Annotated in this window: 14 protein-coding genes; 6 read left to right on the plus strand and 8 right to left on the minus strand. The window is 59.9% G+C overall.

Going from position 1 to position 13689, the window contains the following annotated elements:
- Nucleotides 1-140 precede the first annotated feature (140 nt).
- The 7 genes from VFQ24_12920 to rimP form a co-directional block, all read right to left on the minus strand.
- Complete coding sequence (locus VFQ24_12920) at nt 141-755, minus strand: hypothetical protein (GenBank protein HET9179252.1); 615 nt, start codon at nt 753-755, stop codon at nt 141-143.
- A gap of 129 nt (nt 756-884) precedes the next feature.
- A complete protein-coding gene (truB, locus tag VFQ24_12925) occupies nt 885-1802 on the minus strand; it encodes a tRNA pseudouridine(55) synthase TruB (GenBank protein HET9179253.1) in 918 nt (305 codons plus the stop codon).
- An 81-nt stretch (nt 1803-1883) separates the two neighbouring features.
- Nucleotides 1884-2237: a 30S ribosome-binding factor RbfA gene (rbfA, locus tag VFQ24_12930; GenBank protein HET9179254.1), complete on the minus strand. Its 354-nt coding sequence runs from the start codon at nt 2235-2237 to the stop codon at nt 1884-1886.
- 39 nt (nt 2238-2276) lie between these two features.
- Nucleotides 2277-2555 (minus strand): DUF503 domain-containing protein, encoded by a 279-nt coding sequence (locus VFQ24_12935; protein HET9179255.1) that lies wholly within the window; start codon nt 2553-2555, stop codon nt 2277-2279.
- A gap of 17 nt (nt 2556-2572) precedes the next feature.
- Nucleotides 2573-5206 carry a translation initiation factor IF-2 gene (gene infB / locus VFQ24_12940; protein HET9179256.1) on the minus strand — a complete coding sequence of 878 codons (2634 nt, stop codon included), beginning with the start codon at nt 5204-5206 and terminating at the stop codon, nt 2573-2575.
- Between the two features lie 85 nt (nt 5207-5291).
- Nucleotides 5292-6863, minus strand: a complete 1572-nt coding sequence (gene nusA, locus VFQ24_12945; protein ID HET9179257.1) for a transcription termination factor NusA — start codon at nt 6861-6863, stop codon at nt 5292-5294.
- Nucleotides 6864-6947: 84 nt separating this feature from the next.
- Nucleotides 6948-7481 (minus strand): ribosome maturation factor RimP, encoded by a 534-nt coding sequence (gene rimP, locus VFQ24_12950; protein HET9179258.1) that lies wholly within the window; start codon nt 7479-7481, stop codon nt 6948-6950.
- A gap of 396 nt (nt 7482-7877) precedes the next feature.
- On the opposite strand from rimP, the gene VFQ24_12955 reads away from it, so the two are divergent.
- Entirely contained in the window at nt 7878-8498 is a 621-nt protein-coding gene (locus VFQ24_12955; protein HET9179259.1) for a class I SAM-dependent methyltransferase, read from the plus strand.
- 248 nt (nt 8499-8746) lie between these two features.
- Here VFQ24_12955 and VFQ24_12960 read toward each other — a convergent pair whose 3' ends face one another.
- Nucleotides 8747-8965: a hypothetical protein gene (locus VFQ24_12960; GenBank protein HET9179260.1), complete on the minus strand. Its 219-nt coding sequence runs from the start codon at nt 8963-8965 to the stop codon at nt 8747-8749.
- Nucleotides 8966-9318: 353 nt separating this feature from the next.
- Here VFQ24_12960 and VFQ24_12965 point away from each other — a divergent pair, with 353 nt between their 5' ends.
- The 5 genes from VFQ24_12965 to VFQ24_12985 all read left to right on the plus strand — a co-directional run bounded on the left by VFQ24_12965 (nt 9319) and on the right by VFQ24_12985 (nt 13543).
- Complete coding sequence (locus tag VFQ24_12965; protein ID HET9179261.1) at nt 9319-9459, plus strand: hypothetical protein; 141 nt, start codon at nt 9319-9321, stop codon at nt 9457-9459.
- A 102-nt stretch (nt 9460-9561) separates the two neighbouring features.
- Nucleotides 9562-10533: a sugar kinase gene (locus VFQ24_12970; GenBank protein ID HET9179262.1), complete on the plus strand. Its 972-nt coding sequence runs from the start codon at nt 9562-9564 to the stop codon at nt 10531-10533.
- A gap of 78 nt (nt 10534-10611) precedes the next feature.
- Nucleotides 10612-11472, plus strand: a complete 861-nt coding sequence (locus VFQ24_12975; protein ID HET9179263.1) for a class I SAM-dependent methyltransferase — start codon at nt 10612-10614, stop codon at nt 11470-11472.
- Nucleotides 11473-11678: 206 nt separating this feature from the next.
- Nucleotides 11679-12623 carry a hypothetical protein gene (locus VFQ24_12980; GenBank protein HET9179264.1) on the plus strand — a complete coding sequence of 315 codons (945 nt, stop codon included), beginning with the start codon at nt 11679-11681 and terminating at the stop codon, nt 12621-12623.
- Between the two features lie 95 nt (nt 12624-12718).
- Entirely contained in the window at nt 12719-13543 is an 825-nt protein-coding gene (locus VFQ24_12985; GenBank protein HET9179265.1) for a transporter, read from the plus strand.
- Nucleotides 13544-13689 lie beyond the last annotated feature (146 nt).

Here is a 13689-nt window from a genome sequence, read left to right on the forward strand (position 1 = left end):
GCCGTACCGCCCTGCATCCCGTTGAATGCAGAGTCTGTGACTAAAACACTCGAATCTATCAGGAAAGCGGTGTCTCGGTCAAATGATACGTCCTCGTTCGCGACCGCGCAAAAATCGCCGGGGAGCTTGGTTGATAAGGGCTAATGCACAAAATATTCCCGCGCTATAAACAAGAGGCCCACGATGATCAGGAGAGTATTCGCCGCAACAAACAGCAACTTGCTGAACCTCCTGTGCGCTCCTGCCCCCCAGGCCATCAGCCATACGGAAAAAAACGATGCGCCGTAATAGCCGGCTAAACTGCCCACGAAAAACGGCAGAATATGCCAATTACCAACCACCCGGCCTTCGGCGATAATCGGACCTGCCACCGCCAGCCAGTAGACCCACGTTCCCGGATAGCTGGCTTCGACCAGGGTTGCGAGTGTGAGGCTGCTGTAGCTCAGGTTCCACGAGCATCCTTTCTTCTCGGCGTCCGTCCCGCCGTCTCCCCACAACAAATAGGCTCCAAACCCTGCCAATGCCGCCCCGCCCGCATACCCAGTGTAATGGGCGATGCCTCGCGGGATGACTTGAAAGAAGAAAAAGGTGATCAGGAAGAAAACCGAATCGATCAGCGTGGTAGGACCAACCAGTACCCACGCTGCCCGCCCCCAGCGCTTGAGCGTCATCTGCGTCAACGCGATCAGATGCAGGGGAGTGGGAATGAGTCCTCCGACTACTCCCATCCCCAGTCCCAGCAGGAACAGTTGCATATCACTCTCGCAGAACCCTGCCCTGGGGAAAACAGAAACGAAACCAGAATTGCAGCAGCCAGCCGTATGGCCGGACAGGGACGGCGAAGGCCAGTGGTGCTTCCCACAAGGCAATACGGGATAGCCGGACTATACCAGGACGAGGTCAGGATGATAGATGCTGCCTGAAACATGTCGCGCCACGGCGATCAGGCGGTGGTCCGGGTTCATAATCTTAAGGAGAGAAACGGCCTGGGCCCTTCCCCCACCCCGTCCAAAGCGGTCCGTTTGCGCCAACTCAAACTTATGACCGTGGCGGACGCTGCTCTCCTCTCTGCCACGCACGATCAGTTCCGGGCAATCGGGCAAGAGCGCCTCGAGCGAAATGAGGCAGCTTTCCGCTTTCTGCTCACGGACGGCTTCTTCCAGCGCCTCCAGCGTCAGCGATTGCTGCAGCGTAAACTCTGCCACTGCCGTGCGCCGCAAGCTTTCCAGATGGGCGCCGCACCCGAGCCTTTGCCCGATATCGTGAGCAAGGGACCGGACGTATGTACCGCCGGAACATTCCACCGCCAGGCGAGCGCGCTGTCCATCGAATGACTGCAATTCCAGCGCGTAAACTTCCACTTCCACCGGCTCGAGTTGCACCGGCTTTTTCTGTCGCGCCAACTCGTATGCCCGTGTCCCTCCAACCCGCTTGGCGGAAAACGGGGGCGGCGTCTGCATCAACCTGCCCGTGAATTCCCGGAGCAGTTTCTCAAGGGCTTCTGCTTCCACAGTCACTGCGAGCTTCTCAGACGTTGGTGTTCCCGTGCCGTCATAGGTGTCTGTGGAAACACCGAGCAGTACCGTGCCCTCGTAGGCTTTGCGGGATTTAAGGTAGAACTGCGCAAAGCGGGTCGCTTTACCCACGGAAAGCGGCAGAACGCCGGTGGCGAAAGGGTCCAGCGTTCCAAAGTGCCCGATCTGGCGAATCCCCAGCAAGCGGCGCGCGCGAGCTACGACGTCGTGGGACGTCATGTCCGGGGGCTTGTCAATAACCAGAACGCCGGCGATTTGCTGGTCCATAAAAATCGAAGCGGCGCGCGCAGACTGAGTTTCTATGCCCGGCGTGGTATGCCGGTCCTCCGCTTGGCGGCTTCTCGATGCTTATCGGTTCTTGTTGGCCTGGGCGAGCAGGGATTCAATCCTGAGCATGTCCTCGGCGCTGTGGTCAAGCGCAAAAATGAGTTCCGGAACACGCCGCAGCCTCAATCTCAGGCCGAGTTCATGCCGAAGGTACCCGGTGGCTGAGCGAAGCCCATCCAGCGTCCCTACCTGAACTCCCGTTTCACCCTTGACGGAAACCCAGATGTGAGCAGTCCGCAAATCCGGCCGCAAATCAACATGCGTGACGTTGGTGAAGCCTATCCGGGGGTCCTTCAATTCCAGCTCAATCATCTCGGTCAGTTCTTCGCGAATCTGGTCCTGCAGTCTCGTCTGGCGTCGTCCGGGAACCGTCATGGCAAAGCCTTGCACAAACCCGTTTGCAGGCGGCCACTCCTAAAAGAATTCGATGTCATGGCGGACATCATCTCCCAGAATTCGCTCAGACTCGTGGACGACGTCCCGAAAAACTGCATCCAAAAGCTGTTGGCTATCAGAAATGGAAACAACACCGAGCGTCGCAACCTGCCAAACGTCACGATGGTCCAGTTCCGCCACCGCAACATTGAACCTGGAGCGGAGGCGGTCGCGGACTTTGCGCAGGACTGCACGTTTCTCCTTGAGTGAGTGCGAATACGGCAGATGGATTTCGAGGGTAAGAAGGCCGACTGGCATTCTGGCCGGTCACCTCGTCAGGCTATGGCGGGCTCCATCACGCGCTCGACCGTGTACGCTTCCAGCACGTCCCCGACTTTGATGTCGTTAAAGTTCTCGACCGAAATACCGCATTCCGTGCCGAACCTCACTTCAGGGACGTCTTCCTTATAGCGCCGGACAGACCGAACACGGCCTTCGTGGACCACCACGTTGTCCCGCAGCACCCGGACGCGGGACTCCCGCGTGACCTTCCCTTCCTGAACGTAACACCCGGCAATCGTCCCAACTTTGGAGATGCGAAAAGTGTCGCGCACCTCCGCCCGGCCCTGCGTGACCTCTTTGAACACGGCCGAGAGAAGCCCGGACATGGCCTTCTTGATTTCTTCCACGACTTCGTAAATCACCGTGTGCAGGCGAATATCTACATTCTCAAGCTGCGCCAGGTCATTGGCCTTACGCTCGGGCCGCACATTGAACCCGACGATCACGGCGTTCGAGGCCGAGGCCAGCAGGACGTCCGTTTCTGTGATGGCTCCGACTCCCGCATGGATGACCTTGGACTTGACTCTGTCATTGCCCAGCTTGCTCAGCGTATCGGCGAGAACTTCCACCGACCCCTGAACGTCGGCCTTGATGATCAGCGCCAGTTCCTTCACTTCGCCCGCCGCCATCTGCTCGTGCAACTGCTCAAGGGTAAGCCGCGCGCTCTTCGCCAGCGCAGCTTCGCGAAGCTTCGTCTGCCGGTGCGTGGAGATCTGGCGGGCTTTCGCCGTATCCTCAATGGACTGCAGACGGTCGCCGGCCTGGGGAACATCTTCCAGACCCAGAATTTCCACGGGTGTGCTCGGGGGCGCTTCTATCACCGGCTGTCCACGATCATTGAACATGGCGCGGATCTTTCCGTAAATGGCGCCTACGATAAACGAATCAGCGACGCGCAGCGTCCCGTTCTGGACAATCACCGTCGCCACCGGGCCCCGGCCCTTATCCAGCTTGGCTTCAAGAACTGTGCCGGAAGCAAGACGGGCGGGATTGGCCTTCAGCGCCTGCATATCGGCCACCAGCAGAATCATCTCGAGCAAAAGTTCCAGGTTCTTCCGCTGCTTTGCAGAAACTTCCACCGTTACGGTGTCTCCACCCCAATCCTCCGGGCTAAGGCCGCGGTCAGCCAGTTGTTTCTTGACCCGGTCCGGCATGGCTTCCGGTTTATCAATCTTGTTGATGGCCACCACAATGGGGACCTGGGCGGCACGGGCGTGGTTGATGGCTTCCAGAGTCTGGGGCATCACGCCGTCATCGGCGGCAACCACCAGCACCACAATGTCTGTCACCTTGGCTCCGCGGGCGCGCATCAGGGTGAAGGCTTCGTGGCCCGGCGTGTCGAGGAAAACGACCTTGCGGCCCTGCGTCTCAACCTGGTAGGCGCCGATGTGCTGCGTAATCCCTCCCGCTTCACCGGAAGCAACTTTCGTCTCGCGGATCGCGTCCAGCAGCGAGGTCTTGCCGTGATCGACGTGCCCCATCACAGTGACAACCGGCGCCCGCGGCAACAGGTCTTCCTTCCGGTCTTCTTCCTCATTTTCGCGAAAGACTTCTTCTTCAAAGCTGATGACTTTGACTTCCGCGCCAAAGTTCCGGGCAATCTCGGTGGCCGTTTCGCTGTCGAGCGTCTGGTTGATTGTGGCGAAGATCCCTTTTTCCAGCAGCCTCTTCAAAACATCCCTGGCGCGGACTTCCAGCTTCTCAGAGAGTTCCTTGATGCTTACCCCTTCCGTGATGGTGATGGTGCGGGTAATCTGGATCTCTTCGGGCGCCGCAGACGGGGGCGGAGCGGTTGAGTGCCGTTCCATTTTCGGCACCACGATCTTCTTCCGCCCGACAGATCTCACGGTGGTCGCGGCGCCAGGTGCGGGCCGGGCGGTCGGGTGCATCGGGCGAGGCTCGCCGGGCCGGCGCAAGCCGTGGGTGCGGGTGGGCACAGCCTTCGGCAGTCCGGCAGTGGGATAGATGGGCTGTTTGGAGGCCGGTAACTGCGCAGGCCGGGCCGTCTTGGCAGATCTGGCTTCGGGAGCGGCCGGAGCCGCCTCCGGCGGTCTAGCAGGAATTTTGACCGCCAGCGGAGTCAAAGGTCTGGCCTTTTGAACGGGAGGCTCAGAAATTTTCGCAGCCGGCCTGGCAACTCCCGCCCGGGCAGGAACGCCTTGAACAGGCGATCCAGGTGCAACAGCAGACGGTGCCGTGCGTTCTGGCGGCGCCGTGGGTTCGGCCGGCGCCGCTTGTTCAGCCGAGGGGCGAGCAGCCGGGCGGGGCGCTACCGTTTTCCGCGCGGCGGCCTTGATTTCTGCAATCGACTTGGTAAATGACTGGCGGGAAACGGGTGGTTCAACATGCTTCGGAAGCTCTTCAGCAGCGGCGGGCGCAGAGGCGTTGGCGTCTACTGGAGCCGGCTCTTCGTTAGCTGGGGCAGACCTTTCTTCTTTCGGAGCGGTCGCCTTAGCGGGCACTTCACCGCCCCGGAAGTACGCACGCACCTTCTCCGCCGTGTCATCCTCGAGCGCACTGGAGTGCGACTTCTTTTCGGTGATGCCGACCTTTGGGAGACTGTCAAGGATAGCCCGGCTCTTCACTTCCAGTTCCCTTGCCAGCTCATTGACTCGGATACTGCCCATTTCACCTCTTTCCGAGAAACTCTACGCCGTTAAGCCCCGGGGGACGCGACTTTGGCGCCCACCCGAAGCATGACCGGCCACGATGTCAACCTCGTTCTTCGTCTTCCTTCGTTTCCTGGACTTTTCCTCCATCGGCAGACTCGTCGTACTCCGGCGTTTCTTCTTCGGGGGTTTCGGCCCTGGCCGCAGACTCGCCCGTTTCTTCAACAGTCTCGGCCGAAGTCACTTGGCCAGCTTCCTCCGCCTCGGTGGATTCCACGGCTTCTTCCGCCGGTTCGGCTGCCGCAGCAGCCTGCTCAAAGGTTTCAGGAGCTGTCTCTACGGTTTCGGGAGTCGTCAGTAGTTCCGGGACCGCTTCTTCTTCCTCCATGGCAGCCTGCTCAATCGCCTGCTGGCCCTTTTCAAAGTAGTCGGTAACGACGCGCCGGATTCGCTCAATCGTCTTGTCGCCGATACCCTGAATCTGCATCAAGTCTTCAGGGGTCATCTGAGCCAGTTGCTCAACCGTCTCGATGCTGGCCGCGCGAAGCCTTTCCAGCGTCTTCTCGCCCAAGCCTTCCAGATTTGCAATGGGGGCGCCGCGCAGGGCCATGGCGGCCATCTGCGACTCAATCTCCTGCCGCTTTTCTTCTTCGCTCTTGATGTCGATCTGCCAACCCAGCAGCTTGGCGGCCAGACGAACGTTTTGCCCTTTTTTGCCAATGGCCAGTGAAAGCTGCGAATCGTCAACAATAACTTCCAGATGCTTCTGCTCGAGGTCCACGATCGAAACGTGATTGATCTTGGCAGGGCTCAGCGCGTTTGCGGCAAAGGCTACCGGATCTTCGTTGTATTCGATGATGTCGATCTTTTCTCCGCGCAGCTCGCGAATCACCGATTGCACTCGCATACCCTTCATTCCAACGCAGGCGCCCACGCAGTCCACGTCCGGATCACGCGAGTACACGGCCACCTTGGTCCGTTCGCCCGATTCGCGGGCAATGGCCTTGATCACAACCGTGCTGTCGTAGATTTCCGGCACTTCCATTTCAAAGAGTTTCCGCACCAGATTGGAATCAGCCCGGGAAGCGATCACCTGCGGCCCGCGCGCGGCCCTGTCCACCAGAGTGATCACTGCGCGCACGCGGTCGCCGATCTGGTAGGTCTCCAGCTTCGACTGCTCGCGCCGGGGCATGCGGGCTTCGGTCCGCCCCAGGTCCAGGATGACGTCGGGACCTTCCATGCGTTTGACCGTGCAGTTGATGAGCTCGCCGATCCTCTGGCTGTATTCCGCGTAGACCGTGTCCCGCTCAGCCTCGCGTACCTTCTGGAATATAACCTGCTTGGCCGTCTGTGCTGCGATGCGGCCCAGCACGTCAGTGGCCTTTGGAATTTTCACCTGGGACTCGACGGTTATCTCGGGATTCAGTTTGAGAGCTTCTGTGAGCGAAATTTCATGGTCCGGGTCGGCAACCTGATCCACAACCTTCTTAACCGCGCACACTTCCACGTGGCCGGTCTCTTTGTTAAAGTGCGACTCCAGGTCTTCAACGGTTTTGTAATACTTGCGGGTCGCCACCAGGATGGCGTCCTCGACCGCGGCGACTACGATCTCGGGGTCGATGCCCTTCTCCCGGCTCAACTGGTCAATGGTTTGAAAGAGAAGACTGGTCGTCACAATTATCCTCCAGCTTGCCTGCTCCTCACCGGCTCAAGGCCTGGCCAGAGCACAACCGAACCGCCGAGACAACTCATTCCCCGGCTACAGCTCAGGAAGCAGCCTGGCTTTCGAAATGTTTGAAAGCTCAAATTCCGCAACCTGATCGCCGTCGAGGCCCAACTGAACTCGGCCATCACTGAATCCCACCAGCCTGCCTTCAAAAACCTTTTTCTCCTCAAGCGGTTCGCGGAGCACGATCCGTGCCCGGCGCCCCGCGAAGTAACGGTACTCGCGCGGCTTCACCAACTGGCGATCCAGCCCGGGCGACGACACCTCGAGCAGGTAACTACTCGGGAATGGGTCTTCAACATCAAGGATAGCACTCAACTGCTCGCTGACCAGAGCGCAATCCCCGTGGCTAACTCCGCCAGGCTTGTCAATGTAGACCCGCAACAGCGGGTTCGACCTTCCCCCTTTGAGCTCCACATCAATGAGCGTCAAGCCCTCGCTGGCGGCCACGCGCTCGGCGATGGCTTCGATCTTTTCCAGATCAACGATCATTCGTAAGGTGCGGGTGGATTCGCCGTAAGTTGAGAGGCCGGCGGCCAGCCAACGGGCAACCCTGCCTCCCAACAAAAAAGTGGGCTTACGCCCACCGCAACCGCTCTCTAATAAATTATAGACCCTCGACCACAGCAACGCAAGCGAGCGAGGCAGTAGAGTTGCTGATGATTATCGAAACATGTGAGAGTGATCGAGGTAAATCCGGCCCGCGACTTACCAACTCAATGGGCAAAACGGCTGAAGAATCGCATCAATCCCGCTTCCTTATACTTGCCGCTTTTCCCGCAACTAATCTGCCGTGCGCGGCGAACTCCCCTGATACACGTTTTCCCTGAGACAGCCCTGAAATCCATCGAGCGATACCACACTGACCCAGTTGAAGTCAACGGCCTGGAATCTCGGTGACTTTACAAATTGCCATGGTTGCCAAACCCTCGAAAAGGTATAATCCCACCCGCTGAGGTTCTCATGAAAACCAGACGGCATCTGCTGCTGATTGCCCTGTTGCTTTCAGCCATTGCCCTCCCTGTCTGCGGGCAGGACTACAAGGAGGAGTCTGGCCGCCTGGCCCAACTGCTCAACTGGCATGCAGGCAGCGTGGTGGCGGAAATTGGCGCCGGCGCGGGCGAGATGACCCTCGACGCGGCGGCGCGCGTGGGACCTGCCGGGCATGTTTACTCGAACGAGTTGAGCAAAGAGAAGCTGGCGCACCTGAAGGAATTGGCGGCCGGAGAGAGGGACCACAATATCACGGTGCTTGAAGGCTCGCAGTCAGGAACCAACCTGCCTCCTGAGTGCTGCGACTCAATTTACATGCGGCGCGTGTATCACCACTTTACCGAGCCGCAACAGATGGACGCCAGTCTGTTCCAATCGCTCAAGCCCGGCGGAATGCTGGCCGTGATCGACTTTCCTCCGCGCACCGGGCTGCCGCCGGTGGAAGGCGTCCCCGCCAACCGTGGCGGGCATGGCATACCGAAAAAAGTCCTCATCCAGGAACTGACTGCCGCGGGGTTCGAGCTCGTTTCCCAGCCCGCCGACTGGCCCAATGACAACTACTGCGTCATCTTTCGCAGGCCTGAAAGATAGCGCACCGCCCGCTTCGTACGTTCGGATAAAATTGTGGTCCTGTGCGAGTGAAATTCGAGCCAATGCAACGTGACAGCGGCGACATGCACCAGCGAGATCCCGGGCCGCAGTTCTGGTTTTAATGAAAAGGTGCTCACATGCGGGCGACGGTCCGACGATTCTACGGTCGAATGCTCGCCGTTGAAGCGCCCTTGCGAAAGCTGGCGCGACAGAAACTCAGCACGAGTTTCCGCCCGGCAATGGCGGGATCATCTCCCTGGCGTTAGAAAACCCTTCACTGCCTCCGCAACCGTCGGCCATCCAGACTCGACCGATGCAGCGAATACGGCGCCTGCAATGAATAGCGCCAGCACGATCCACAGACCGAGGCCGCGCGGTTTTTTGTCCCACCACTTCTTTTTGGACAGCGGGTCCGGAGCCCCATGAATAAGGATCAAACCGCCTGATTTTTCCAGCCGGATCGCCATTTTCCCCTCCTGCTGCGAGGACGAAACAGTCCACATCAGAGAACCACCCGGGGAGGCCTGCGATGGTCTCCCGGTGGAGCAACCCTCTTCCCCCGGTATGTTCGATAGTAATCTTTGCGCCCGGCAATGCAATCCAGAGGGTACGGGATAGACGCACCCTCCAATGCCTGAATTCGGTGAGGTTATCACCTGATTGAAACCTCCAGGCCCGCCCTGAATTCCCGCGGCGCAGCGACCGGCGCTTGGGTGGCAGCCGAAGCCCGGCGCCCGGCTTGAGCTGTGAGACGGCAACGTGGGAAGGCCGGAGACAGGGCCGGCATAAGATCGCCAGTTGCGGTGGTAAACTAGCCGCTATGGCTTTGGCTCCAATCCGCCTTGGAACGTCAAGCTGGACCGGCGAGGGATGGCTGGGCAAGGCGATGCACTCAGTGGGCCGCCATCCCGGCCAGCAGACGCTTGATTTCGCCGAAAACGGCGGGCCACGGCAAGAGTAGCAGGGGCGCGACATTGCAGGACCTGCAATCTGGACTGTCCGCGCGCCTCAGAAAGCGGAAGTTTTACCCGGGCCTGTAAGGTCCTGACCTGGGGCAAGCCAAATGGCGGAAATCGTTACCTTCGGAGAATTGCTGATCGAGTTTGTCGCAACGCGAACGGGGCAGACATTCGATTCGCCTGGAACGTTTGAGGGCCCGTTCGCCAGCGGCGCTCCGGCCATCTTTGCAGATCAGGCCGCCCTGCAAGGCGCATCGGCCGCCATCGCCGGCTGCGTGGGCCAGGACGTTTTCGGCGAGGCCATCCTGCGTCGCCTGGCAGCAGACGGCGTTTCCCTCACCTGCGTTGCGCGCAGCGCGGACCGGCCCACCGGCACCGCCTTCGTCGCTTATCGAGCCGACGGCGAGCGGCAGTTTGTTTTCAACATTGAGCAGAGCGCCGCTGGGCTGCTGGACGCGAGCGGCATCCACCCTCCGTTGTTCGAAGGCTGCCGCTGGCTTCACATTATGGGATCATCCCTTTACAATGCTGGCGCCATACGCGCGGCCCGGGCAGCCACCGGGGAGGCCCGGCGGCATGGGTGCAAGATCAGCTTTGATCCAAACATCCGCCCGGAGCTGACCGGCCCGCCCGAGGCGCAGCAGGCGCTTCGGCAGACGCTGGAAACCTGCGACCTGTTTCTGCCCAGTGAAGCTGATTTGCGATTCTTTCATCCGAATCTCGCAAGCGAGGATCTCATCCGCCAGATGCTCGATCGGCCGTCGCTGGAAGCGGTGGTCCTGAAGCGCGGCGCCGCAGGAAGCCTGTATGTCAGCCGCAAGCAGCGCATTGAAGCGCGCGCTTTCGAGGTGACCGAAGTCGACCCAACGGGCGCCGGCGACTGCTTCTGCGGCACGTTTCTCGCCGGCCTCGTGCGCGGCCTGCCCGTTCAGCAGGCGCTCGTTCGCGCCAATGCCGCCGGGGCTGTGGCCGTGCTCAAGCGCGGACCCATGGAAGGCAACAGTTCAAAGGAACAACTGGATCGTTTTATCGCGGCGCGTTCATCGAGCCTCCCGCCGATGCTGGCGAGCCGGTAGTAGCTGCTTGAGGCGGCAGGCGTTATAATGCAACACGCCGGCCGGTGGAGCCACACGCGTGGCCTGCGGGATTATGAAATGAGCCTGATTCGCAAAGAGATCGAGGACCATTATTTAGAAGTGCAGGAGTCGGAGCGCCTGTCGTCGGGAGTTGGCGAGCTGGAACGCCTTCGCACCGAAGCGATCCTGACGGCGCACTTGCCTCCGCCACCTGCCGTAATTTACGACGTCGGGGGCGCCGCTGGAGTCTATGCGTTTCCCCTGGCGGAACGGGGATACACCGTCCACCTGGTCGATCCCGTGGAGCTGCACTTGAAACAGGCGCAGGCGCGCGCTTCAGCCTCAGGCTTGTCGCTGGCATCGATCACTTTGGGCGATGCCCTGCTGCTGGGAGCAACTTCTCTCTCGGCCGACGCGGTCCTCCTCTTTGGGCCAATCTATCATCTGATTGACACAGCGGAGCGGCATGAGGCCCTTCGCGAAGCTTTCCGCATCCTCAAGCCTGGCGGAGTCATGTTCGCCGCCGCAGTCTCTCGCTTCGCCTCTCTGATCGACGGATACGTGGAGGGCTTTTTGCAGGACCCCGATTTCCGAAAGATCGTCGTCACAGACCTTGCCTCCGGCCAGCATCGCAACCCGACAGGCAATTCTGCCTATTTCACGACCTCGTACTTTCATCGCCCCGAGGAACTGGCTGCGGAGGTCGCTGAAGCTGGCTTCCAAAACACAAGGGTGCTCGCCGTCGAAGGTCCTGTTTGGAGCGCGGCCCGGTTCAACAAGACCTGGAAAGATGAAGTCCAGCGCAAGACCCTCATGGAGTTCCTGGCGAAGGTTGAGCAGGAGCCCTCCATCCGAGGGGCCAGCGCCCACCTGGTTGCCGTCGCCGAGCGGCCGAAATTAGAGGGAAGCGGCGCTCCCATGGCTCGGGGCGTTTCCTGACGAACCGAGGACCTCGTAACCGGAATTCATCGCCAAACCGACAGGAAGTGGATCGTCTTCCGCTCCAATATGGACGACTGGTATGAAGCATGAGGCGGTCATCAATGTTCAGGGTGCTGCCGATCAGGTTGCACACGCCTCGCCCGGCGGGCGCCGGTTAGTGCCGACTTTTGACCGAGGAATCCCGGGTCGTGAGGAGGACCATCATGAAGCGCAGTTCGCTGCTGAATGTTGGCATCGCCACCTGCACCTTCGCCCTACTGATGACCGGCCACGCTCAACAATCTTCCGCAGATAATCCATGCAAGGCCGAAAGCCACTGGGCAATCGGCATTTATGCGGGACCTTCCCCGCTGCGGCTGTCACCGCAGCCGAAAACGGACGATCCGGTGCTGACAGCAGACCACGTGCATGATCTGAAGAATGCCGATACTCTTGCGCATCCCTTCATTGTGATCGAGGGCTCGCACTACTACATGTTCTTCACCACGAAGTATTTGAAGACGGAAGAAAGCGGCATAGGACTGGGAGAAAGCGACAATGGCCGGGTGTGGCACTACAAGCATCTCGTCATCAAGGAGCCGTATACGCTGGCTTATCCGGACGTATTCAAGTGGCGGAATGACTACTACATGGTTGTGGAATCCTACACCCAGACGTTCGTCCGTCTATACAAGGCGACGGCGTTTCCCGACAAGTGGGAGTATCAAAAAAACCTGCTGACGGGCGACCATTTCATCTCCCCGACGCTGGTACGGTACAAGAACATGTGGTGGATGTTCACCGGCGTGCCGGGAAACGCCTCGCTTCGCCTCTTTTATGCGCGGGACTTCAGGGGACCATGGACCGAGCACCCCATGAGCCCTCTGATCAAGAACGACCTGCATACCGCGCGGCCTGCCGGCAGGCCGTTCATCCTGAATGGAAAACTCTATCGCCTGGGGATGGATTGTTTGCCGGTCTACGGATACCAGGTGCGCGCTTTCGAAGTTACCGACATCAGCACGACAACGTACGCGGAGCAGATGGTTGAAACTCCTGTGGTGAAAGCCTCTGGGCATGGGTGGAACGCCGAGTCGATGCACCATGTTGACGCCCACCAGATCGGCAGGAACCAGTGGATCGCCGCAGTCGATGCGCTTGGTTACTGATCCCGCGAATGCAATGCCAGGACGCACCTTTCGATTCATGCAGCAATGGGGTCTCGCTCTGTGCGATCACCCGCTTAATAATGATGAGAGTAAGCATGAGCTTCAGTCCAAGCTGCGCCGTCCTGCTGCTATGCCTCCTGGCGCCCGCGGGCCTCGCCGCTCAATGCGCAAGCGCGCCGCGGGGAGAAATTCGTGCCAACCCCGACCGGCCCACGGTGGCCGACCCTGCCGACATCACCGAGTATGGCGTGCTGGAAATCGAGTACGGTTGGAACCACTCGTGGCTGGGCCAGCAAACGCATGGAGACGATTTTGGCGCTCTATTGAAATTCTCGGCCCTCTGCGATCTCGAAATCCGCTGGAGCCCGGACACCGTGGTCAGCCAGGGCGGCAATACTGGTTTCGGCGATAATTGGATCGGCGCGCAGTATCGTTTCCATCACCAGAGCCACAGGGCGCCTTCAATGGCAGCGAGCTACATGGTGAAGATTCCCAGCGCCAGCGCCGCTCAGGGCCTCGGGACGGGCCGGGTGGACCAACAGATCAAGTTTCTCGCCAGCAAGGACTTCGGGTCCACGCACTTCGACTTCAACGCCAGCGCGCTGGTCATAGGGCGCCCGGCAGGCGGCGGGCGTGATACCGCTGCTGAGATCGATCTTTCTTTTTCCCACCCGCTATGGAGACATCTGGCATTAACAGGGGAAGTCTACGGTGACACGCGCTTGAGTCGTTCCGTCCCCGGGTACACTTCGACACTGTGGGCGCTGACTTATAGTCTGACGCCCCGCCTGGTTGTAGATGCAGGGATGGATACGGCAGTGACGCCCAACGCCCCGTTTCGCAAACGCTTTTTCATGGGGTTTGTTTATTCCCTGGGTGAACTCTACCCCGGCCTGCGGCGGGGCCTTCAGCGCAGGTGATGTAGAGGATGGCGCCGGGAAGCGGTTGCTCCGCGCAGCAGGTGCAGGCGGCAGAATGAGATTGCTGGCGGCAAATAATCGCGCGCCGCAGCCTCACATCGTCCGAGCGGGCCGCCGTGCGGGATGGGCCGGTTGCCGCAGGGAAC

Source organism: Terriglobia bacterium (assembly GCA_035712365.1).
GTDB lineage: Bacteria > Acidobacteriota > Terriglobia > UBA7540 > UBA7540 > SCRD01.

Bases quoted from the DNA above. Each gene is read 5' to 3' on its own strand.
- VFQ24_12920 (HET9179252.1), bottom strand. From the start codon at position 755: ATGCAACTGTTCCTGCTGGGACTGGGGATGGGAGTAGTCGGAGGACTC.
- truB (HET9179253.1), bottom strand. From the start codon at position 1,802: ATGGACCAGCAAATCGCCGGCGTTCTGGTTATTGACAAGCCCCCGGAC.
- rbfA (HET9179254.1), bottom strand. From the start codon at position 2,237: ATGACGGTTCCCGGACGACGCCAGACGAGACTGCAGGACCAGATTCGC.
- VFQ24_12935 (HET9179255.1), bottom strand. From the start codon at position 2,555: ATGCCAGTCGGCCTTCTTACCCTCGAAATCCATCTGCCGTATTCGCAC.
- infB (HET9179256.1), bottom strand. From the start codon at position 5,206: ATGGGCAGTATCCGAGTCAATGAGCTGGCAAGGGAACTGGAAGTGAAG.
- VFQ24_12955 (HET9179259.1), top strand. From the start codon at position 7,878: ATGAAAACCAGACGGCATCTGCTGCTGATTGCCCTGTTGCTTTCAGCC.
- VFQ24_12960 (HET9179260.1), bottom strand. From the start codon at position 8,965: ATGGCGATCCGGCTGGAAAAATCAGGCGGTTTGATCCTTATTCATGGG.
- VFQ24_12965 (HET9179261.1), top strand. From the start codon at position 9,319: ATGGCTTTGGCTCCAATCCGCCTTGGAACGTCAAGCTGGACCGGCGAG.
- VFQ24_12970 (HET9179262.1), top strand. From the start codon at position 9,562: ATGGCGGAAATCGTTACCTTCGGAGAATTGCTGATCGAGTTTGTCGCA.
- VFQ24_12975 (HET9179263.1), top strand. From the start codon at position 10,612: ATGAGCCTGATTCGCAAAGAGATCGAGGACCATTATTTAGAAGTGCAG.
- VFQ24_12980 (HET9179264.1), top strand. From the start codon at position 11,679: ATGAAGCGCAGTTCGCTGCTGAATGTTGGCATCGCCACCTGCACCTTC.
- VFQ24_12985 (HET9179265.1), top strand. From the start codon at position 12,719: ATGAGCTTCAGTCCAAGCTGCGCCGTCCTGCTGCTATGCCTCCTGGCG.